The sequence below is a fragment of the Stenotrophomonas sp. TWI602 genome (assembly GCF_039674045.1).
Taxonomy (GTDB): domain Bacteria; phylum Pseudomonadota; class Gammaproteobacteria; order Xanthomonadales; family Xanthomonadaceae; genus Stenotrophomonas.
Genome location: NZ_JBDJMT010000006.1, coordinates 76,529 through 97,793, shown reverse-complemented (window position 1 = coordinate 97,793; position 21,265 = coordinate 76,529). Strand labels below are relative to the sequence as shown.

The 21,265-nt window shown below is 65.5% G+C and carries 21 protein-coding genes; 12 read left to right on the top strand and 9 right to left on the bottom strand.

What is annotated here, in order from left to right:
- The first annotated feature begins 38 nt into the window (after positions 1–38).
- On the top strand, positions 39–1,337 hold the full coding sequence (locus tag ABE483_RS08690) for a hypothetical protein (RefSeq protein WP_346481518.1): 1,299 nt from the start codon (positions 39–41) through the stop codon (positions 1,335–1,337).
- Between the two features lie 171 nt (positions 1,338–1,508).
- Here ABE483_RS08690 and ABE483_RS08685 read toward each other — a convergent pair whose 3' ends face one another.
- Positions 1,509–2,678, bottom strand: a complete 1,170-nt coding sequence (locus ABE483_RS08685; RefSeq protein WP_346481517.1) for a serine hydrolase domain-containing protein — start codon at positions 2,676–2,678, stop codon at positions 1,509–1,511.
- Between the two features lie 169 nt (positions 2,679–2,847).
- Between ABE483_RS08685 and ABE483_RS08680 the strand changes: the two genes are divergently transcribed.
- The 5 genes from ABE483_RS08680 to accC all read left to right on the top strand — a co-directional run bounded on the left by ABE483_RS08680 (position 2,848) and on the right by accC (position 6,740).
- Positions 2,848–3,510, top strand: coding sequence for a TetR/AcrR family transcriptional regulator (locus ABE483_RS08680; protein WP_346481516.1), 663 nt, complete (start codon positions 2,848–2,850; stop codon positions 3,508–3,510).
- Between the two features lie 436 nt (positions 3,511–3,946).
- Complete coding sequence (gene aroQ / locus ABE483_RS08675; RefSeq protein WP_346481515.1) at positions 3,947–4,396, top strand: type II 3-dehydroquinate dehydratase; 450 nt, start codon at positions 3,947–3,949, stop codon at positions 4,394–4,396.
- The gene (locus ABE483_RS08670; RefSeq protein ID WP_313211320.1) at positions 4,396–4,818 is read left to right on the top strand and encodes a lysozyme inhibitor LprI family protein; all 423 of its coding nucleotides are present in this window, start codon (positions 4,396–4,398) and stop codon (positions 4,816–4,818) included. Before aroQ ends, ABE483_RS08670 begins: the two co-directional genes overlap by 1 nt.
- Positions 4,819–4,870: 52 nt before the next feature.
- Positions 4,871–5,362: an acetyl-CoA carboxylase biotin carboxyl carrier protein gene (gene accB / locus ABE483_RS08665; RefSeq protein ID WP_137190554.1), complete on the top strand. Its 492-nt coding sequence runs from the start codon at positions 4,871–4,873 to the stop codon at positions 5,360–5,362.
- A 10-nt stretch (positions 5,363–5,372) separates the two neighbouring features.
- Positions 5,373–6,740, top strand: a complete 1,368-nt coding sequence (gene accC, locus ABE483_RS08660; RefSeq protein ID WP_313211321.1) for an acetyl-CoA carboxylase biotin carboxylase subunit — start codon at positions 5,373–5,375, stop codon at positions 6,738–6,740.
- A gap of 125 nt (positions 6,741–6,865) precedes the next feature.
- Here the strand turns inward: accC and ABE483_RS08655 are convergent, their stop codons facing one another.
- Positions 6,866–7,240: a hypothetical protein gene (locus ABE483_RS08655; RefSeq protein WP_313211322.1), complete on the bottom strand. Its 375-nt coding sequence runs from the start codon at positions 7,238–7,240 to the stop codon at positions 6,866–6,868.
- Complete coding sequence (locus tag ABE483_RS08650; protein ID WP_313219459.1) at positions 7,237–8,199, bottom strand: hypothetical protein; 963 nt, start codon at positions 8,197–8,199, stop codon at positions 7,237–7,239. Before ABE483_RS08650 ends, ABE483_RS08655 begins: the two co-directional genes overlap by 4 nt.
- A gap of 186 nt (positions 8,200–8,385) precedes the next feature.
- Here ABE483_RS08650 and prmA point away from each other — a divergent pair, with 186 nt between their 5' ends.
- The 6 genes from prmA (at position 8,386) to purD (ending at position 14,666) form a co-directional block, all read left to right on the top strand.
- Entirely contained in the window at positions 8,386–9,306 is a 921-nt protein-coding gene (gene prmA, locus ABE483_RS08645; protein WP_346481514.1) for a 50S ribosomal protein L11 methyltransferase, read from the top strand.
- 30 nt (positions 9,307–9,336) lie between these two features.
- On the top strand, positions 9,337–10,218 hold the full coding sequence (locus tag ABE483_RS08640; protein WP_346481513.1) for a DUF3426 domain-containing protein: 882 nt from the start codon (positions 9,337–9,339) through the stop codon (positions 10,216–10,218).
- A 114-nt stretch (positions 10,219–10,332) separates the two neighbouring features.
- Entirely contained in the window at positions 10,333–10,608 is a 276-nt protein-coding gene (fis, locus tag ABE483_RS08635; RefSeq protein WP_123730002.1) for a DNA-binding transcriptional regulator Fis, read from the top strand.
- Between the two features lie 141 nt (positions 10,609–10,749).
- Positions 10,750–12,333 (top strand): bifunctional phosphoribosylaminoimidazolecarboxamide formyltransferase/IMP cyclohydrolase, encoded by a 1,584-nt coding sequence (gene purH / locus ABE483_RS08630; protein WP_346481512.1) that lies wholly within the window; start codon positions 10,750–10,752, stop codon positions 12,331–12,333.
- A gap of 17 nt (positions 12,334–12,350) precedes the next feature.
- Complete coding sequence (locus tag ABE483_RS08625) at positions 12,351–13,286, top strand: hypothetical protein (RefSeq protein ID WP_346481511.1); 936 nt, start codon at positions 12,351–12,353, stop codon at positions 13,284–13,286.
- A gap of 93 nt (positions 13,287–13,379) precedes the next feature.
- A complete protein-coding gene (gene purD / locus ABE483_RS08620) occupies positions 13,380–14,666 on the top strand; it encodes a phosphoribosylamine--glycine ligase (protein ID WP_313219454.1) in 1,287 nt (428 codons plus the stop codon).
- A 108-nt stretch (positions 14,667–14,774) separates the two neighbouring features.
- Here the strand turns inward: purD and rpoH are convergent, their stop codons facing one another.
- The 6 genes from rpoH to rhlB all read right to left on the bottom strand — a co-directional run bounded on the left by rpoH (position 14,775) and on the right by rhlB (position 21,196).
- Complete coding sequence (rpoH, locus tag ABE483_RS08615; RefSeq protein ID WP_019183519.1) at positions 14,775–15,650, bottom strand: RNA polymerase sigma factor RpoH; 876 nt, start codon at positions 15,648–15,650, stop codon at positions 14,775–14,777.
- 412 nt (positions 15,651–16,062) lie between these two features.
- Positions 16,063–16,782 carry a uracil-DNA glycosylase gene (ung, locus tag ABE483_RS08610; RefSeq protein ID WP_284128706.1) on the bottom strand — a complete coding sequence of 240 codons (720 nt, stop codon included), beginning with the start codon at positions 16,780–16,782 and terminating at the stop codon, positions 16,063–16,065.
- Positions 16,779–17,621 (bottom strand): response regulator, encoded by an 843-nt coding sequence (locus ABE483_RS08605; protein WP_313211329.1) that lies wholly within the window; start codon positions 17,619–17,621, stop codon positions 16,779–16,781. The genes ung and ABE483_RS08605 overlap by 4 nt, the downstream gene beginning before the upstream one ends.
- A 7-nt stretch (positions 17,622–17,628) precedes the next feature.
- Positions 17,629–18,579: a permease-like cell division protein FtsX gene (ftsX, locus tag ABE483_RS08600; RefSeq protein ID WP_346465873.1), complete on the bottom strand. Its 951-nt coding sequence runs from the start codon at positions 18,577–18,579 to the stop codon at positions 17,629–17,631.
- Entirely contained in the window at positions 18,576–19,262 is a 687-nt protein-coding gene (ftsE, locus tag ABE483_RS08595) for a cell division ATP-binding protein FtsE (RefSeq protein ID WP_121040406.1), read from the bottom strand. Before ftsE ends, ftsX begins: the two co-directional genes overlap by 4 nt.
- A 224-nt stretch (positions 19,263–19,486) precedes the next feature.
- Entirely contained in the window at positions 19,487–21,196 is a 1,710-nt protein-coding gene (gene rhlB, locus ABE483_RS08590; RefSeq protein ID WP_346481510.1) for an ATP-dependent RNA helicase RhlB, read from the bottom strand.
- Between the last annotated feature and the right edge of the window lie 69 nt (positions 21,197–21,265).

Here is a 21,265-nt window from a genome sequence, read left to right as displayed (position 1 = left end):
TGGCCGCCTCCAAACGAGCCGTAGGTCGTGAGGCATGTATGACGCTTAGTCGCAAGCAATTGAGAACACTGAAGCGCCATCTTTCCACCCTCTTCGGTCGAAAGGGTGTTGAACCATATTCTTTCAAGGCGGCCAAGCGCCTAGGCCGGAAGTATCTATGGCAGGAGTTGCGCTTGTCAGATGGTCGAATTGCCTTGCTTACGGACGCGGGATTGGCAGCATTTGACGCGATCAGCGCATTGCTCAGGCCTGCCCAATTGGTAGCGTTTACTGAGCCAGCCGATAGCATTGGTTCGTTCCGAGCAATTCTGTGCAATTTCCTCTCGGAAGGCAGAGTTCCAAGCAGCGCGGAAGAGCTGATTCGGCTAGTGACCAACAAACTGCAGGCCTCCCGCCGCATGTATTGGCAAGCCGTTCCCATAAACGGATTGACTCTCGAAGGCGTGGCAGTTCATTTAGGTTGTCTAACATTGGAACGGCCTTGTGGTGAGAGTTTGGAGCGAAGAGGGGCTAAGCTCGGAGACACCTCGATTGGAGAAATGATTGGCAATGGTCCTTGCCTAGTCGGCTCTGTGTACGGATCAGAAGCGTTCGCGAACCGTGAGTTCAAGTTCCGCGTCGAGGTAGTGATCGGCGTCTTAGCAGTAGTAGCTTCAGTCTGCTTCTCTGATGGTGCCAATCCCTTTCGGATCACGGCCGAGACTCGCTTTGCAGGCGTGCGCGCCGCACGCCGTAGAATGTCTTGGGATGATGAGAGCCATGGAGTCAGGTTTTCACGTGCATTCGTGGAGCATCAGGACTTCAACGTTGATGAAGAGGTTGCCAGTTTCCTCGAGGGCACTCCGTATGTGAAACATGCCCTAAGCCTTGCGGCGAGTACGCATTTGTCAGACCTGGAGGAGGCGCTGCTGCGAGGAATTTTCTGGTTCTCCGACGCGCAGCAAGATACGTTGCGTGTAATGCAACTGGTCAAGTACTGGAGTTGCGCGGAAGTGATCTTCTCAGGTGAGGGAACGGGCATCACCAAGGCTGTCAGTGAGGGTGTGGCGGCTATCCTGGTAGGTGCCGTTCAGCAGGAGCAACCGGAGAACTTCAAGGAGATCGTAGCCCGTCTGGTAGCGCTTTATGAACTTCGGTGCGATGCCGTACATGACGCACGCCATGAACATGTCGCGTACAGGGATGTGGCTACGCTCAGCAGCTGGACTGCTTGGATGCTGTTAGGCGTTGCTGGACTGATTCGGGAGCAGGGCTACACCGATACCGATGAGGTGCGTCTGCAGTCAAGGCGCTTGGCCGGAGTCTACTCAAAGTCTGCTCGAGGACTGGATCAATGATCGATGCACTACACTCCTGTTAACCAGCGTAGTTGGGTTCTTCTGTCCTTACTCAGAACCCAAGACATGCCTTTACGCGCACGCCAAGCCTGCTTGGCACACCTCTTCTCTGCGTCCGCTTGCGGCCAATAACAGACACACGAGCGCTCTCGCTTCTTGGTCAGCCGCAAGCTAGGCGTCGACTGCTGCGAGGGCAAGGTCGTTGATGCGTTGCACGCGTTGAATATGGCGCAGTCCTTCAATGAAGCCAGCAGAGAGGAAAACGACCGTAAGATCACGCTCGAGATCGATCATCCATGACGTTGAGGCTCCGCCAACGGCCGCGATACTCTGCGGTGATGCGGTATGCCCCGCGGGGTTCAGCATGTGCCCCATCCCACGGACATAGCCTCCAAGCAGGGTAAAGTGTGCTGGGAAATCGTCCAGGCCGCGCTCTTCTACCTCGAACGCGGTCGCGTCGTTAATCAGGCCTGTCGTATGGTCTCGCCGGGCGTAGTTGAAGAGAGCGGGTGAGAGAACGCGCCGACCATGCGCCGCCCCGCGCCCGCGAAAGACTTCCGTAAAACGGAAGACGTCATGAATCGTGGAGTACGCATTTCCGCTCGGCATTTCCGCGTCCTCGGTAAGATGCTCATTGAAAAGGCGCAGAAGCATCGGGGTCGTGGGACCTACATTCCTGTCAGTAAACGAAACCGGGACACGGCGCGGATCATTGATCGAACACCCGAAGCTACTGTCCGCCATCCCCAGCGGCTTGAACAGATCCTCTTCGGCGATGCGATTGAAGTTGCGGCCTTTCGAATCGACATTCACTAGAATTTGCCCTAGAAGGTCGTACCCCAAGCCGGAGGTATAGATGCATTTTGTCCCGGGCCTGTAGGAGGCGGGCAACGCACATATTCCGGCAGTTTTCATCTCCAAGTTGCCGACTTTATCCAAGCTAAGTGGAGGCGGAACGAGACCGAACGGCAGCCCCGCTGTGTGTGAAAGCAATTGCCGAACGGTTGCCCGTTGCTTGCCCAATGCGCCGAAGCCAGGGACTAGATCCGCGACGCGGGTATCCAGGCCGAAGCGACCCTCATCGACTGCTCTGAGTACAAGCGCTGCGGTGAAAGCTTTCGACATCGACATGAGCAGGTATCTATCGTCATTTGCAGGCGCGCGACCTGGGCCTACAGTACCGAAGTTTGCTTGGTACACGACCTGGCCGTGCCGGGCGACAAGGACCGAAGCCCCAAAGTGCTTCGCGCCATCGATATCGGCCTGAATAGAGGAGCCCAGCCGTTCCAGCGCATCTGCATTCAACCCAGCAGATGAGGGAGAGGTGACATCAAGATTCATCGCTTTCAGTCCTTGATTGGTGCGGTCGCGCCACCCCTTCCCTCGACCCAAGGTGGGGCATCGGCACGGGAAATTCTCGGAAGGAACTACGTCAACTCGACATTAAATCAATTTTAATCTAAGCGCAAATGCACTTATGCTATCCAACCGAACTCATTGAAGTGGCGTGATGAACCAAGCACATAGAGCTCTCCGAGTCGACGGAGAAGCCACTCGCCTACGGATACTGGAAAGCGCGGGCCTGCTTTTTTCCAATCAGGGCTATGCGGAGACGACGAGCAAAGCAATTGCCGAGGTTGCTGGCGTTGATCTGGCGTCCATCAACTACCACTTCGGAGGCCGTAGCGCGCTCTATCAGTCCGTGTTAGTTGAGGCCCATGACCGATTGTTGGCGCTTGCAGACCTCTCACCCCTGTCCAGGGGGGATCTCCCGCCCGCAAAACAGCTGCTGGTGATCCTGGAGACCGTCGTCAACTCAGTGATGAGCGAGGAGAACTGGCATGTACGGGTGCTGGCGCGCGAGATCGGATCACCCTCATCCCACTTGAAGCACCTGTTCACCGTTGATATTGCGGCAAAGCTCGTCTTCGTGCTCGACGTCATCAGTGCTATCACGGGCATCCCGAAAGACGACCCGGCCCTGTTGCGTTGCCTTTGGAGCGTGGGCGCCCCTTGTTTGACGTTGCTGATCAGCAGCAACTTCCCCGAGCCGGTGCAGACAGTAACAAACATGCCCAAGGCAGAGCTGATCCGCCATCTCCAAGAATTTTCAATGGCCGGCCTGGTCCGTATTGGCGAACAGCGCGCGCTGGAAGCGCTACGAGCGCGGTGAAACTGGCCCCAATTGGTTCACTGATGGTCTCTTGCGACTCCTATGGATATCCGCGTTCCTATGGGTCGACAAACCGTTGCGATACTTGCGTGAGCGGAGCGAGGATTGGTTTCGGTCCTGCGTGCCGGAGTGCGCAAATCTGGCGAAAGATCCACGCCGCTCGCGCTTGTATCGTCATGGCGCCTACACCAGCTGGCACCGTCCGTGTCCGCTACCGGCCACTAGCGGCCCTGTCCCCACTAACTATGGTGGGCGCGCGTCATAGTTGGTGGGAATTCCCACCAACTATGCTGAGCCGCACAGCCTGCGGACATCGTGCTACCGCAACGGTCCCGCTCAATTTTCAAACATGCGCTTGAAACACGCGTAACTTCGTCGAACTGGACACGATCCACCAGTTCCGCCAGACTCCGCCCTTTCCTGTTGTTCGGCACCCATGGCGAAACTGCTGGTCCTGCATGGCCCCAACCTCAACCTGCTCGGCACACGCGAGCCGGGGGTGTATGGGCACACCACGCTGGCGCAGATCGACCAGGCCCTGCTGGCCCAGGCGCACGCCGCCGGGCATGACGTGGAGAGCCTGCAGTCCAACGCCGAACACCACCTGGTGGACCGCGTGCAGGCCGCCCGCGATGACGGCACCGCCTTCATCCTGATCAATCCGGCCGCGTTCACTCACACGTCCGTGGCCCTGCGCGATGCGCTGGCCGCGGTGGACCTGCCCTTCATCGAGATCCACCTGTCCAATCCGCATGCGCGCGAGCCCTTCCGCCAGCACAGCTATTTCAGCGACAAGGCGGTCGGGGTGATCTGTGGGTTCGGGGCGGACAGCTATCGCTATGCGATGGATGCAGCGCTGACCCGGCTGGCGGCCGCCTCCGCGTGATGACGCTGCCGCGTGTCCTCGCCAGCGTCGCGCTGTGGGGCTGCCTGTGTGGCGCCGCCAGTGCCGCTGATCGCAGCGCGGAAGGCATCGACTGCGCGCAGCCGAGCGGCACCATGGAATCGGATCTGTGCGCCTCGGATGTGGCCAGCGAGGCCGATACCGAATTGAACGCGGTGTACGCCCAGGCGCGCCAGCAGTTGCGCCGCCAGGCGGCCGAAGGCGCCTGCACGCACTGCGCGGATGCCGAAAAGCAGCTGATCCTGGCCCAGCGCGCGTGGATGCAGCTGCGCGACCACGATTGCGACGCGGTCTACGCCTTCAACGCCGATGGCACCTCGCGCAATGGCGCGCAGATGCACTGCCTGACCACCCTCGCGCGCGACCGTACGCGGCAGCTGCGCGATTTCTACGAATTGCTTTGACCCGAGCGCACCGCGCTTCCCACCACTGACACCACGAGCCAAAGAGGCCCCTATGGATCTCCGCAAAATCAAGAAACTGATCGACCTGCTGGAAGAGTCGAACCTCGCCGAAATCGAAATCAAGGAAGGCGAAGAGTCCGTGCGCCTGTCGCGCGCCCCGGTCTCCGGCTACGGCATGATGCAGGCCGCCCCGCAGATGATGATGGCGCCCGCGCCGGTGCAGGCCGCCGCAGCCCCGGCGATGCCGATGCAGTCGCCCACCGAAGCCTCCACCGGCGGCACCGCCAAGGCGGGCAACGCCCTGCCGGACGGCCACGTGCTGCGCGCCCCGATGGTCGGCACCTTCTACGCGTCGTCCTCGCCGGACAAGCCGGCCTTCGTGTCGGTCGGCCAGGCCGTCAAGGCCGGTGAAACGCTGGCGATCATCGAAGCGATGAAGATGTTCAACCCGATCGAAGCCGATGTTTCCGGCACCATCGTCGCCATCCTGGGCGAAAACGGCCAGCCGGTCGAATTCGACCAGCCGCTGTTCGTGATCGGCTAAGGATTAGTCCATGCTCGACAAAGTCGTTATTGCCAACCGAGGGGAGATCGCGCTGCGCATCCTGCGCGCGTGCCATACCCTGGGCATCCGCACGGTGGCTGTGCATTCCACGGTCGACCGCAACCTCAAGCACGTGGCCATGGCCGACGAGTCGGTCTGCATCGGTCCGGCACCGTCCTCGGAGAGCTACCTCAACATCCCGGCCCTGATCGCCGCGGCGGAAGTCACCGACGCCCAGGCCATCCACCCGGGCTACGGCTTCCTGTCGGAGAACGCCGACTTCGCCGAGCGCGTGGAAGAGTCCGGTTTCATCTTCATCGGCCCCAAGGCCGACACCATCCGCCTGATGGGCGACAAGGTGGAAGCGATCCGCGCGATGAAGGCCGCCGGCGTGCCGTGCGTGCCCGGCTCGGGCGGCCCGCTGACCGACGACATCGTGGCCAACACCAAGATCGCCCGTGAGATCGGCTACCCGGTCATCATCAAGGCCTCCGGTGGCGGTGGCGGCCGTGGCATGCGCGTGGTGCATGCCGAAGCCTCGTTGAAGGCGGCGATCGAGACCACCAAGTCCGAAGCCAAGGCCGCTTTCAGCAACGATCAGGTCTACATGGAGAAGTTCCTGGAGAATCCGCGTCACGTGGAAATCCAGGTGCTTGCCGATGGCCAGGGCAATGCCATCCACCTCGGTGAGCGCGACTGCTCCATGCAGCGCCGCCACCAGAAAGTGGTGGAAGAAGCGCCGGCACCGGGCATCACCGCCGAGCTGCGCGATGAGATCGGCAAGGTGTGCGTGGAAGCCTGCATCCGCATCGGCTACCGCGGCGCGGGTACCTTCGAGTTCCTGTTCGAAGACGGCCGCTTCTACTTCATCGAAATGAACACCCGCGTGCAGGTGGAACATCCGGTGACGGAGATGGTGACCGGCATCGACCTGGTCTGCGAGCAGCTGCGCATCGCCGCCGGCCAGAAGCTGACCATCAAGCAGAGCGACGTGGTGCTGACCGGCCACGCGATCGAGTGCCGCATCAACGCCGAAGACGCTGAAACCTTCGTGCCGAGCCCGGGCCAGATCACCGCGTTCCATCCGCCGGGTGGCCCCGGTGTGCGTGTGGATACCCACATCTACAGTGGTTACCGCGTGCCGCCGAACTATGACTCGATGATCGGCAAGCTGATCGTGCACGGCCCGGATCGCGAGACCGCGATCGCGCGCATGCGCGTGGCACTGAGCGAGCTGGTCGTGGACGGCATCAAGACCAACGTCGCGCTGCAGCAGCGCATCATGCGCGACAAGGGCTTCCAGGCCGGTGGGCAGAACATCCACTACCTGGAAAAGCGCCTGGCCGAACGCAAGAACAAGTCGATCGCGTTGACCTGATCGGTTGATTCACGCGTCACGTTGGACAGCAGAAAGGCGGGGATCTCCCCGCCTTTTTGTTTGCGCGAACCGGGCTGCCGGAGGGCACAAACCCGGTAGAGCCAACCCATGGTTGGCTGACGTGCTTACGGCTTGGCGGTATCAGCTGCGGTGACCTGCGAATGCTTCACCGGCTCCACGCCCAGCGAGGAGGTCGGATCCACGATCACCATCGTCTCGGTGGACCCGTCCGGCCACACCACCTGGAAGGTACTGCCGGTGGGCAGCGAAGCGAACGGCATGCCACTCTGCGCGCGATACACCGCAGCGACCTGACTGGCACCGGCACGACGCACTTCGGCATCGGCCTTGACCGAGGTCAACTGCACTTTGGACAGGCTTCGGTAACGATCGTCATAGGTGTCGATCATCACCAGACCCACTGCCCCGGCCGAGTAAGCGACAAACAACGCCACCCAGAACCAGAATTTCGCACCGTGCAGGATTCGACGGTAATTCATCGCCCATTCCTCTGCTTGACCAGCTCTTCAACCAACACGTTCATTTTCCCCGCACCTTGCCGCGATACCGCGGCGTCATACACAAAAGTGGCAAAGTCCTGCCCACCGTCCTGCGAACAGATCCCTCCGTTCGCGCAGAAATTATTCATCAGCACACTATCGGGCCCGCACGCCATGCCCAACTCGCAGGCCGCCAGCCGCCAGGCGAGTTCGCTGAACTGATCGCCGGCCACCATGCCGCTCATCGCACTGTCGCCGCTGGCGCGCTGGCCCATGCCCGGCGCCAGTGCCATGAAGGCTTCCGGATCCCGCGACTCCATCACCCGCTCGACCAGCCCGCGACGATAGGCCGGAGCGGTTTCCAGTGGATGACCTTCGGCGAACAGCGAGGCCTCGGCCGCCAGGTTGCCGGCCTTGGCGGCCTGCAGGCGCTGGGTCAGGATCAAGGACCGGCCCAGATTGTCGCTGCTGACGAAGCCGGCGCAGCGGCGCGAAACACGCTCGCGCGCGGTCACCATCGACACGGACGCTTTCATGCCCAGCCCGGTCAACACGTCGTTGTCGAGCTGATAGCCACCCGGGTCCATGGCGTAGGTGGCGCAGTAGTCGTACACACGGCTGACCATCCACCCGGCCTCCGCATTGCCGTTGGCGGCCTGCAGCTGCAGGCGCTGCGCATACGCAAACAGATCGGTATCGCCTTCGATATCGGCGCGAAGGTCCAACGGCAGGCCGGAGGCCACGGCCGTGCCGCGCTCGCTGCCCAGCAGGCGCCGGGCGAGCTGCCGCGCTTCGGCCGGGACCGCGCTCGGCGCGCTGGCCGCCGTCGGTTCATCGCCCGGCGAGGCCACGTGCTCGGCATGCAGCACCCGATCGCCCGCGCGATAGCCCACCACCCCGAGCAACGCCAGGGCTGGCACGACCAGCAACCAGGTTTTGAGGGTGGGCACGAGCGCCATGGGCGGGACGTCAGAGGCTGTCAGCGATAGACAGCAGAAATGTAAGTTTAGCAAGCAGCCGCAACGCTGTCTGAACCGGTCGTCCGGCCGATCTTACCGGCCGGCGAGACGACCTCCCCACGGTACGCCGGGACCCGCGGGCCGCACTGGTCTAACATGCACGGTTTTCCGCCGGTCCCTGCCCCCATGCCCTTCCTGGAACTCACCCTGCACTGCACCGAAGCCACCCAGCCGCGCTATGAGAATGCGCTGGACGACGTGGGCGCGCTGGCGGTGACCCTGCTCGATGCCGATGCCGACACCAGCAACGAACGCGCGATCCTGGAACCGGGCGTGGGCGAGACGCCGTTGTGGAACGACCTGGTGCTGACCGCGCTGTTCCCGGGCGATACCAATGCGCTGGCCCTGCTGGCCGCGCTGGATGCCTTCGATCCGGGCCTGGACTGGGCCAATGCCAGCTTCCGTGCCGTGGCCGACGAAGACTGGGAGCGCGCCTGGATCGACCAGTTCCAGCCGATGGCCTTCGGTGACCGCACCTGGATCGTGCCGTGGAACCATGAACTTCCAGAAGCCGCGCAGGCCGAGGATGCCGCCGTGGTCCGCCTGGATCCGGGCCTGGCGTTCGGTTCGGGCACCCACCCGACCACGGCCCTGTGCCTGCGTTGGCTGGACGGCCTGGCCGCCGAGGGTGCGCTGGCCGGCAACACCGTGCTCGATTTCGGCTGCGGCTCGGGCATCCTCGCCCTGGCGGCGCTGAAGCTGGGGGCCGCGCGCGCGGTCGGCGTGGACAACGACCCGCAGGCGGTGCTCGCCACCGGTGACAACGCCGAGCGCAATGGGCTGCAGGACCGTGTGCAGGTCTACCTGCCGGACGACGAGCCGCAGGCGACGTATCCCGTCGTGGTCGCCAACATCCTCGCCTCGGCCCTGGATGCACTGGCCGATGTGCTGGCCGCGCGTGTCGCCCCGGGCGGCCGCATCGCGCTGTCGGGCATCCTGCATGGGCAGGAAGGCGAACTGCTGGAGCGCTATGCCCCGGCCTTCGAACAGCTGGCGGTGGCGCATGACGGCGACTGGATGCGCATCACCGGCGTCCGCCGTGCTTGAATAGCCCGTCTCCTGCCCGGTCCCGTGCCCATGTCCGAGCCTCCGATGCCGCCGCGCCGCCCGATCGCCACGTTCCTGCGTCCGTCGCCGGAGGCGCCGGCCGATCCGGCTGACCGCCCGGCCGCGCCGTCTGACGCAGCACCTGCGCCGTCGGCCACGCCTGTGGACGATCGCATCGCACCGCTGGCGGTCGAACAGGTGATCGATGCACAGCCGGTGCACGCGCCGGAACCCTCCGTCTCGGAATGGGAACGCTCACCCGCGTCCGAGCGGCACCGTGTCGCCGACGATGCGCTGGCGGCCGCGCCACTCGTTGAGACGGCAGCCCCATCGGATGACGTGCGCACCTTCAACGAGGACGCGCGCAGCACGGCCACGGCGGCCCTGCCGCCAGCCGATGCCATCACCACACCGAGCTTCCTCCGCCTGCCCGGTGCGCGCCTGCGAACGCCGCGCTGGCAGTGGGGCATGGTCGCCGGGCTGGCCGCCGTGCTGCTGGTGCAGATCGCCGTGGCCGACCGCGCCCGGCTTGCCGCCGATGCCGGCACCCGCCCGTGGATTGCCGGGCTGTGCGGCGTGCTGCGCTGTTCATTGCCAGCCTGGCGCGAGCCGACGGCCTTCAGCATGCTCAGCCGCGATGTGCGCCCGGTGCCGGGCCAGGCCGGCGCGCTGCAGGTTCAGGCCAGCATCCGCAACGACGCGCGCTGGGCCCAGTCCTGGCCGTCGCTGCGGCTGTCGCTGTCTGATGCCGATGGCCGCGTGATCGGCACCAATGTGTTCGCGCCGGCCGACTATCTGGACCGCGCCACGGACCCGGCCGCGACGCTGGAACCGGGGCAAAGCGCGCAGATCGCCTTCCGCGTGCGCGAGCCTGCGGCGTCTACCGTCGCATTCACCTTTGAGTTCCTCTGAGGCGTCGCCGGGGCCGCCGCAGCGTGGCAGGCGGCCGACGCACGCGCTAGACTGACCCCATCACCCTTCCGCCGTGGGCTGTTGTCCGCCCCGGCTCTTGCACCGGGAAACTCCTTGAACGCTGTCCTTTCTCGTCCTGACAACAGTCGTGGCGCGCCAAAGCCACCCCTGCGCGAACACGTGGCCCAGTCGGTCAGGCGCTACCTGCGGGACCTGGATGGCTGCGATGCGGACGATGTCTACGAGATCGTATTGCGCGAGATGGAAATCCCGCTGTTCGTGGAGGTGCTCAACCACTGCGAAGGCAACCAGAGCCGCGCCGCGGCGATGCTGGGCATCCACCGCGCCACCCTGCGCAAGAAGCTGAAGGAATACGGCATCACCACCTGATGCCGGTGGGCAGGCGCTTAGTGCCTGGCGGAAAGCAGGCCGGATCGAGCAGCGCTCGGTGCCGGCCTTCGTCGTTTCTGGGGCCATGCCAGCGCCACTGGCCTACAATATGCCCCCGCTCCGCTTCGATCTCCTGCCCCCATGAGTTCCGATCTGCTGCCCGTGCGCCGGGCCCTGCTGTCTGTTTCCGACAAAACCGGTCTGATCGACCTGGCCCGCGCCCTGGCGGCGCGCAACGTGGAGCTGCTTTCCACCGGCGGTACCGCCAAGGCGATCCGCGAGGCCGGCCTGGCAGTGAAGGACGTCGCCGACGTCACCGGGTTCCCGGAAATGATGGACGGCCGGGTCAAGACCCTGCACCCGATGGTGCACGGCGGCCTGCTCGGCCGCGCCGGGCTGGATGACGCGGTGATGGCCGACCACGGCATCGGCGCGATCGACCTGCTGGTGCTGAATCTGTATCCGTTCGAGTCGGTCACCGCCAAGGCGGACTGCGCGCTTGAAGACGCCGTGGAGAACATCGACATCGGTGGCCCGGCGATGCTGCGTTCGGCGGCCAAGAACTTCGCCCGCGTGGCCGTGGCGACCGACCCGTCGCAGTACGCCGAGCTGCTGGCCGAACTGGACGCCAACGACGGCAAGCTCTCGGCCGCCAAGCGCTTCGCCTTCTCGGTGGCCGCGTTCAACCGCGTGGCCCAGTACGACGCGGCGATCAGCAACTACCTTTCTGCGGTGACCACCACCGACACCGCCGTGCCGGTGCGTGCGGAGTTCCCGGCGCAGATGAATTCGAACTTCGTGAAGGTGATGGATCTGCGCTACGGCGAGAACCCGCACCAGAGCGGCGCGTTCTATCGCGACCTGTACCCGGTGCCGGGCACGCTGGCCACGTTCCAGCAGCTGCAGGGCAAGGAACTGAGCTACAACAACCTGGCCGATGCTGATGCGGCGTGGGAATGCGTGCGTCAGTTCGACGTACCGGCCTGCGTGATCGTCAAGCACGCCAACCCGTGCGGCGTGGCCGTGGGTGCCGGGAACGGCGATGCCTACGAGCTGGCCTACGCGACCGACCCGACCAGCGCCTTCGGCGGCATCATCGCCTTCAACCAGCCGCTGGACCTGGCCACCACGCAGGTGATCCTGGACCGTCAGTTCGTTGAAGTGCTGATCGCCCCGGACTACGCGCCGGCGGCACTGGAGTACGCGACCAAGAAGGCCAACGTGCGCGTGCTGCGCATTCCGCACGGACAGGGCCGCAACAACTACGACACCAAGCGGATCGGCTCGGGCCTGCTGATGCAGAGCGCCGACAACCGCGGCATGAGCCGCGACGAACTGACCGTGGTGAGCAAGCTGGCGCCGACCGACAAGCAGTTCGCCGATCTGCTGTTCGCCTGGAAGGTCGCCAAGTTCGTCAAATCCAACGCCATCGTGTACGCCAAGGACAACCGCACCATCGGTGTCGGCGCCGGCCAGATGAGCCGCGTCTACTCGGCGCGCATCGCGGGCATCAAGGCCGCCGATGCGAACCTGGTGGTGGACGGCTCGGTGATGGCCTCCGATGCGTTCTTCCCGTTCCGCGATGGCATCGATGCCGCCGCTGCGGCCGGCATCAAGGCGGTGATCCAGCCGGGTGGCTCGATGCGCGACAACGAAGTGATCGCCGCGGCCGACGAACATGGCCTGGCGATGGTCTTCACCGGCGTGCGTCACTTCCGCCACTGATGGGGGGATCGACACGGATGTCGTCCTCGCTCCGCAATCGCCTCGCAGCGGTGGTCATCGCCACTGCTGCGGGGGTGCTGGGCTGCACGCCTGCCAGTGAACCGGGGGCGTCTTCCGAACCGGCCAAACCACACCGCGTGCTCGACACCACGGCGCAGCCGGAAGACACCGTCCGGGTCCGGGGCGATCACACCCAGCGCCTGCTGGCCTTCCTTCGCACGCGCTATGGCGACAAGGCCGTCCTGGATGCGCCGTGGAAGGATGCGTGGGAGGACACCGAGGTCGAGGCACTACGCCCGGTCACCCGCAGCGTGTGCGCGCGTGACACGGTCACGGCCGACGGTCATGAGCAGACCCTGCTGGCGGTGTGCCAGACCCTGGACGACGCAGCCACGGTCGAGCCGGGCCGGGTCGATCTGTATGTGCTGCGCGTGGGCACGGACGACGGAGAGGCCAACCGCGGCGGCATGTTCGCCCCACTGCCTGCCAAGGATCCGCTGCTGGTGATGGCCCAGCGCCTGCAGGGCCCATACGGGCGCCACGGCGCACCCGGTACGGTCCAGATCGCGCAGCTTGGCCCGCAGCGCCATGCCTTCCAGATCACCCACGAAGAACACCGGCGCGGCCATCGGCGCGTCTGGCGCAGTTACATCGCCGAACACAATCATCGTCTGCGCGATGTCGCCCGGTACCGCGATCACCTCGACAATCTTGCCCTGCACCGCTGTGACGGCCATCCGGCCGACTGCGGCGAGGGCGTGTTCTCGGTCGACTTCAGCACGACGGTGGGCGACAGCAACGCCGTGGATGGCTACTGGCCGCTGACGGTGCGTGCCAGCGGCCACGACTGCACGGGCCCGGCGACCGCGTTCTACCACCTCATCTTCGATGCCCGGCAGCGCGCGTATCCGGTGCCGGACGACCTCCAGCGCGACGGCTGCGCCGACAGCTGAGGCCGTGGGTTGCCACGGCCACCGACCGCCCGAATGCACCCGCCGCCCGCACCGCGTAAAATCACGTTCCTGCCCTCTTACGCGAGAACTGCATTGAAGATCCTGGTCATCGGCGCTGGCGGCCGCGAACACGCCCTGGCCTGGAAGCTGGCCCAGTCCGCGAAGGTCCGTGAGGTCATCGTCGCCCCCGGCAATGCAGGCACCGCCACCGAGCCCAAGTGCCGCAACGTGGACGTCAAGGTCACCGATCTGGACGGTCTGTTGGCGCTGGTCGGCACCGAAGGCATCGGCCTGACCGTGGTCGGCCCGGAAGTGCCGTTGGTGGCTGGTGTGGTCGATCGCTTCCGCGCCGCCGGGCACCGCATCTTCGGGCCCACCGCCGCCGCCGCGCAGTTGGAAGGCAGCAAGGCGTACGCGAAGGATTTCCTGGCCCGCCACGGGATCCCGACCGCGTTCTATGCCGTGCATACCGACATCGAACCGGCGCTGGCCTACCTGCGTGAGAAAGGCGCACCGATCGTGGTCAAGGCCGATGGTCTGGCCGCCGGCAAGGGCGTGATCGTGGCGATGACCCTGGCCGAGGCCGAGGACGCGGTGCGCGACATGCTCTCCGGCAATGCCTTCGGCGATGCTGGCGCACGCGTGGTGATCGAAGAATTCCTGGACGGCGAAGAAGCCAGCTTCATCTCGATGGTGGACGGTAAGACGGCGCTGCCGATGGCGACCTCGCAGGACCACAAGCGCGTGGGCGACGGTGACACCGGCCCGAACACCGGCGGCATGGGCGCGTACTCGCCGGCCCCGGTGGTGACCGATGAAGTGCATGCGCGCGTGATGCGCGAGGTGGTCAACCCGACCGTGCAGGGCATGATCGCCGACGGCATTCCGTTCACCGGCTTCCTCTATGCCGGCCTGATGATCGATGCCAGCGGCGCGCCGAAGGTGATCGAGTTCAACGTGCGCTTTGGCGACCCGGAAACCCAGCCGGTGATGCTGCGCCTGCAGTCGGACCTGGTGGATCTGGTCGAAGCGGCGATCGACGAGCGCCTGGACACCGTGGAGGCGCAGTGGGATCCGCGCCCGTCGCTGGGTGTGGTGATGGCGGCCTCGCCCTATCCGGAGACCCCGATCACCGGTGACGTGATCCACGGCCTGGACGCTGTGGCGGCGACGGCCAAGGTATTCCATGCCGGCACCACGCTGGACGCGCAGGGCCAGGTGCTCAGCGCCGGCGGCCGTGTGCTGTGCGTGGCTGCACTGGGCGGCACGGTGGGCGAGGCACAGCGCAACGCCTACGCCGGCGTCGGTGCCATCCATTGGGCCCATGAGTTCCACCGCGGCGATATCGGCTGGCGGGCGATTGCGCGCGAGCAGGGCTGACCTGGCACGATCGGGGCCACGACCGATCGAAGCACTGCCCTGAACGCCAGAAAGCAAAAAGGCCCGGCATCAGCCGGGCCTTTTTGCGTAACCACGCCAGTCACTGCATCACGCAGTAAACAGCGCCTTCATCTTCTTCAGCGCGTTCGCCTCGACCTGGCGGATGCGTTCGGCCGACACGCCGTACTCATCGGCCAGCTCCTGCAGCGTCACCTTGCTGTCCGCGTCCAACCAGCGACGGCGGATGATGTCGCGCGAACGCGCATCCAGTTCGGCCATGCCTTCGCGCAGCAGCTGCAGCTGATTGTCTTCGCTGTCCATCCGCTCATACGCCATCGAAGGATCTTCTTCGTTGGCGCGCAGGTAGGCAGCCGGCGACGGCGGCGCATGATCGTCATCGTCATCGCTGGAGAGATCGAAACCGATATCGCGACCCGACAGGCGCGACTCCATCTCGAGCACTTCACGCTCGGACACGTTCAGGTCCTTGGCCACCGCGCTGACTTCGGCCGCGTTCATCCAGCCCAGGCGAGTCTTGGACTTGCGCAGGTTGAAGAACAGCTTGCGCTGCGCCTTGGTCGTGGCGACCTTGACGATGCGCCAGTTCTTGAGGATGAACTCGTGCATTTCCGCACGGATCCAATGCACCGCGAACGACACCAGGCGAACGCCCATGTCCGGGTCGAAGCGCTTCACCGCCTTCATCAGGCCGATGTTGCCTTCCTGGATCAGATCGCCCAGCGCCAGGCCGTAGCCGTTGTAGCCACGGGCGACGTGCACCACGAAGCGCAGGTGGGAATGGACCAGCTCGCGCGCGGCGTCCAGATCCAGCTCGTCGCGGAAGCGGCGGGCCAGATCCTGCTCGTCATCGACCGACAGCACCGGGATCTGGTGCACGGCACCGATGTAGGCGTCCAGCGAACCGAGCGCACTGGGAATCGGGAGATTGTTTGCCACAAGGGCAGTAGAGGTGTTCTGGCTCATAGCACTCATCTTAGCAGTCCCGGAATTGGACTGCTAAAGGGGAAAGAAGTTCCAGCGTTCTGTTCATGGGACGCTGGCACCGAAGACACCCCTAACGTACCGCGAAATGATGACAGTGGCGAGAGGCTGGAAACAAACCATCAAACTCCATAAAATCAACAAGATAGACGGATGAATTGGGCGCTGGCGCGTGTTTTCTGGCTGAACAGGCTGCCGGATGCGCCCATTCAGCCCGGAAAGGTTGTCGGCAGTTCAGCCAGGCATGGCCTGGCTCTACCCCTGCGCCACCGCTACGCGTGGCAGGCCCAAACCCACCGACGCCTGGTAATAGCCCGCCATGTTCAACCCGCAAGCGGCAGGTGGCGCACTCCATCATCGCGATGCTGGCCGTCCAGATGACGACCGCCAGTGATTACGCCGCCGGCTCCAGCGCGGCACGCGGCGGCAGCGACCAGTCGATGCGCGCGTTGCCGCGGCGCTGCAGGTAGTCATTGGCCATCGAAAAATGACGGCAGCCCAGGAAGCCGCGATGCGCCGACAACGGCGAAGGATGCGGCGCCTTGAGCACGCGGTGCCGGCCGGTATCGATGACCTTGCCCTTCTGCTGGGCGTAACTGCCCCACAACAGGAACACCAGGCCCTCGCGCTCGCGGTTGAGCGTGTCCACCACATGGTCGGTGAAGCCCTCCCAGCCACGCCGCTGGTGAGAGCCGGCGTTGCCCGCCTCCACGGTCAGCACCGCATTGAGCAGCAGCACCCCACGGTGCGCCCACGGCAGCAGGCAGCCGTGGTCCGGGCGCGGGATGCCCAGATCGGCCTCGATCTCTTTGTAGATGTTCAGCAGCGATGGCGGCACCGGTACGCCCGGCATCACCGAGAAACTCAGGCCGTGGGCCTGGCCATGCCCGTGATACGGATCCTGGCCGAGGATGACCACCTTGACCTGATCGAAGGGCGTGGCGTCGAACGCGGCGAAGATCTGCGGGCCAGGCGGGAACACCTGCGCCCCGGCCGCCTTGCGCTGGCGCAGGAACGCGGAGAGTTCGCGCATGTCCGGGCGCAGCAGGTAATCACCGATACGCGTCTTCCAGCTCGGTTCGAGCTGGATGCTGGGCACTACATCGTCATTCATCGCACTACAGGCTTTTCGTTGAGGCGGGACAGGCGCAGCTGGAACAGCACCTTGGTGATGAGCAGGCGCTCTTCGATCGGCTTCTGGACCAGATCGTTGGCACCGGCCTGGAGCAGGCCGGACTGGTTGTGCGGGTTGCCGTCGCCGGTCATGACCAGCACCGGCAGGCGGCGCTTGCCGTAGCCGAAGTCCACGCGCACGCGCTGCACCACATCGCGGCCACTGAGCTCGCCCTTGAGCGTGACATCGGTGAGCACCAGATCGATGCGATGGCTGCTGCGGCCGAGCGACTCGGCCGTGAGCAGCGCGAAGGCATCTTCGGCAGTGAGCACGTGCAGCACGTTCAGGCCCTGCCGTTCGAGCATGCGCTTGGTCGCCTCGGCGACGACGCGGCTGTCTTCGACATACAGGATCGTGGCGCCCGGAATGGTCTCTGGCTGCACATAGCCACGGATGAAGGTGGCCAGGGCTTCGTGACCGAGCGCCTTGTCGAAATAATCGGTGACGTACTCGGTGAAGCGGCGCTGTTCCAGATGCTGCTGCGCGTCGCCGGAGACCACGATGACCGGCACGTAGGCCTGCCCCGCCGCGTCGCGCACGATGCGCGCCAGGTCCAGCCCGTCGCCATCGCTCAGGGTGAGCGAGGTGGTGACCAGACTGACCGGCCCGGCATCCAGCGCCGCACGCGCCTCGGCGATGCTCGCGCAGCCCACCACCTCCACGGCCGGCAGTTCGCGCTGCAGCACATCGGCAATCAACTTGCGGACCAGCCTGGAGCCGTCGACGACCATCACGCGCGGGGCGTCGTCGGCGAGGTGCTTGAGGGCTTGCGGACGCATGCGGGCCTCAGGTTTCGGTCGGACGGGTCTGGCGCAGGAAATGCCCCGTCACCAGCCAGGCGCCCAGCCAGCCCAGCACCACGGTGCCGAGCAGCACGAACGAGGAATGCAGCAGGTCCAGACCATGCAGCACGAAGGGGCTGCCATAACTCTGCGAGAGCGCCGCCAGCGGCGGACGCAGCGCCAGCCCGGCCGCACCGATCAGCGCGAGGGCGACCGCGCCGGCGCCCAGGCCGTACCACGCGCCCAGATACAGGAACGGGCGGCGGATGAAGCCATCGCTGGCGCCGAGCAGCTGCAGCACGCCGATCTCATCGCGGCGCGCCTGGATGTCCAGGCGTACGGTATTACCGACCACCAGTGCGGCACCGAGGCCGAGCAGCACCGACAGCACCTGCACCAGGCGCGTACCAAAGCCCAGCCAGCCATCCAGGCGTTTGCGCCACAACGCATCGTGCTGGACCAGATCGGCCTGCGGCAGGCCTTCCAGCGACTGCGCCAGGCGCGCGTCGTCGGCGCCCTCGCCCGGGGTCACGATCAGCAGGGTCGGCAGCGGATTGTCATGCAGTGCATCGATGGCCTCACCGAGCCCGGCGCTCTCGCGCAGCTCGGCCAGGCCCTGCTCCGGGGTCTGCACGGTGACGTTGGCCACGTCGGCGCGACCGCGCAGGGCCTCGGCCACCTGGCGGGCCGCATCGGCACCGGCGTCGGTCTTCAGAAAGAGGTTGATGTCGCGCGACTGCTGCACGCTGCCGGCGAAGTGCTTGAGGTTGTCCAGCGCGATCGACAGGCCCAGCGGCAGGGCCAGCGCGAGCGCCATGACCATCACCGTGAGCAGCGTCGCCCACGGCTTGCGCCACGCACGGCCGAGGCTGAAGACCACGCTGTGGCCGTGATGGTGCAGCCACACGCCCAAGCGCGAGGGCGCGGCGGTTTCCTTGGTCACCGGAGTATTCATTCGGCCAGGTCCTGCGGCGAGATGTCATCGACCAGGCGGCCGTGATCCAGGATCAGCACGCGCTTGCGCATGCGTCGCAGCAGGGCCAGATCGTGGCTGACCACCAGCACGCTGGTGCCGCGATCGGGCAACTCGGCAAACAACGCCATGATTTCCGCCGCCAACGTGGGATCGAGATTGCCGGTGGGCTCATCGGCGACCAGCAGCGTGGGCTCGCCGACAATCGCACGGGCGATACCGACGCGCTGCTGTTCACCGGCCGACAGCTGCGAGGGCAGGGCTTTTTCGCGGTGGCCCAGGCCCATGCGTTCGAGTACCGAGCGCACGCGCTTGCCGATCTCGTTGCGGCGGGTGCCGCGCAGGATCAACGGCAGGGCAACGTTCTCGGCGATGCTGCGGTCCATCAGCAGCCGATGGTCCTGGTACACCGCACCGACCTCGCGCCGATGCCGCGGAATACTTCCGCCGCGCACCTTCAGCAGGTTGCGCTCATTGAAGATCACCGCGCCGCGGCTGGGCCGCTCGTCGAGATGGATCAACTTGAGCAGGGTGCTCTTGCCCGCACCGGAATGGCCGGTGACGAACAGCATTTCCCCGGGGGCGACATCGAAGCTGACGTCCACCAGTGCCTGGTGGCCGCCCGCATATTGTTTGCTGACATTGTCAAAACGCAGGACGCTCATCCCCTGATTATGCAGGACGAGGGTGGCGGCGTGGAGGTCGGGCGTCAGACGGTAGGTGCCGACCGTTGGTCGGGGGAAGCGCCATCGCATTCGCGCTGTCGCCCCACGGTTCGCTGCGCAAACCGTGGGCCCCTCTCATCAGCACCCGATCCCCCGTCGCTTCGCGACCGCCCCCTTACCAAGGGGGCTATACCCCCCAGGCATCGCGGGTCGCGCGTCCGGTCTTACGAACCGGACAGCATCCGGCGGATCTTGCGGCCCAGGCGGGTCAGGAACGAGGCGCCCGGATCGGCGGCAGGCGTGCCGCGCATCGGCTTGGCGGTCACCTGCACCGGGGTCACCGGGCCGGTCGCTGCGGCGCCCTCGGCACCTTCGACCGGACGGCCGTGGCGACGACGACGACGCTTGCGCGGCGCACGCTCACCTTCCACGGCCGGGCTGCCTTCGGCAGACGGCGCGGCGGTCGGGGCCAGCTGCGGGGTGGCAGCGGCATCGGCGGCCACGGCCGGCGGCTCGCCTTCCACGAGCGGCTTTCGCTCACGGCGGGGTTTGCCATCGGCACTGCGCTCGCCCGGTGCGCGGCGTTCGCCACGGCCACCGGCCGGCTTGCCGCCACGGCTGCTGCCACCGCCACGACGCTGCTCTTCGGCGGCACGCGCTTCGCGTGCTTCGCGGAAGATCTGGCCGACGCTTTCGTTCTCGTCACCCTCGGCATCACCCTCGCCTTCCGGCGACGGTGCACGCGGCGCGCGCGGGATCGGGGTCAGGATTTCGCTGGTGACCGGCTCGACCGGGATCTTCTGTTCGATGTACGCCTCGATGTCCGGCAGGCCCATCGCGTAGCGCTCGCAGGCGAAGCTGATCGCATCGCCTTCTTCGCCCAGGCGCGCGGTACGGCCGATGCGGTGCACGTAGTCTTCGGCGTCGAACGGCAGGTCGTAGTTGTAGACGTACTTGATGCCGTCGATGTGCAGGCCGCGGGCGGCGACATCGGTGGCCACCAGGATTTCCAGCTGGCCCTTCTGGAAGCGGTTGAGCAGGCTCTCGCGCTTCTTCTGCGGCACGTCGCCGGACAGCACGCCGACGCGGTAGCCGGCCTTTTCCAGCGAACGGGCCACGCGCTCGACGAACACCTTGGTGTTGACGAAGACCATGGTGCGGGCGCCTTCGCTGCGCGAGAGCAGGCCCAGCAGCAGCGGGATCTTTTCTTCGTCGGCCGGGAAGTAGATGCGCTGGCGCACGCGGGCGGCGGTGATCGACTCGCTCTCCACCACCAGCTTCTGCGGCTCGTTCATGTGCTCGTAGGCCAGCTCCAGCACGCGGTGGCTGAGCGTGGCGCTGAACAGCAGCGTCTGGCGCGTGCTGCGCTCGGGCATGCGGCGCAGCAGGAAGCGGATGTCCTTGATGAAGCCCAGGTCGAACATTCGGTCGGCTTCGTCGAGCACGCAGATTTCGCAGGCGTGCAGCGAGACCACCTTGTGCTGCTTGACGTAGTCGATCAGGCGGCCGGGGGTGGCGATGATCACGTCCACGCCCTGCTGCAGGATTTCGCGCTGCTTGTCGTAATCCACACCGCCGTAGACCAGTGCGAAGCGCAGGCCGAGGTCGGAGCCGAACTTCACGGCATCCTTGTGGATCTGGATGGCCAGCTCGCGGGTCGGGGCCAGGATCAGCGCGCGCGGGTCTTCCGGCTTGCGATCGGCCAGTGCCGGGCGGGTCAGCAGGCGGTTCACCACCGCGACCAGGAAGGCCAGGGTCTTGCCGGTGCCGGTCTGGGCCTGGCCGGCGACGTCGCCGCCGGGCAGCGCGACCGGCAGGGTCAGCGCCTGGATGGGCGTGCAACGGGTGAATCCGGCTCCTTCAAGGCCGGCCTGCAGGGCCGGATGCAGCTCGAAGGAGGAGAAGGTCAAATCGGTCAGCGGTTTGTCGCTCATGAGTCCGTCTTGGTAAGGCCAGCCGGCAGAGGTGCGGGTGGCTTGCATCATCTTGGGGGGCACCGTCGC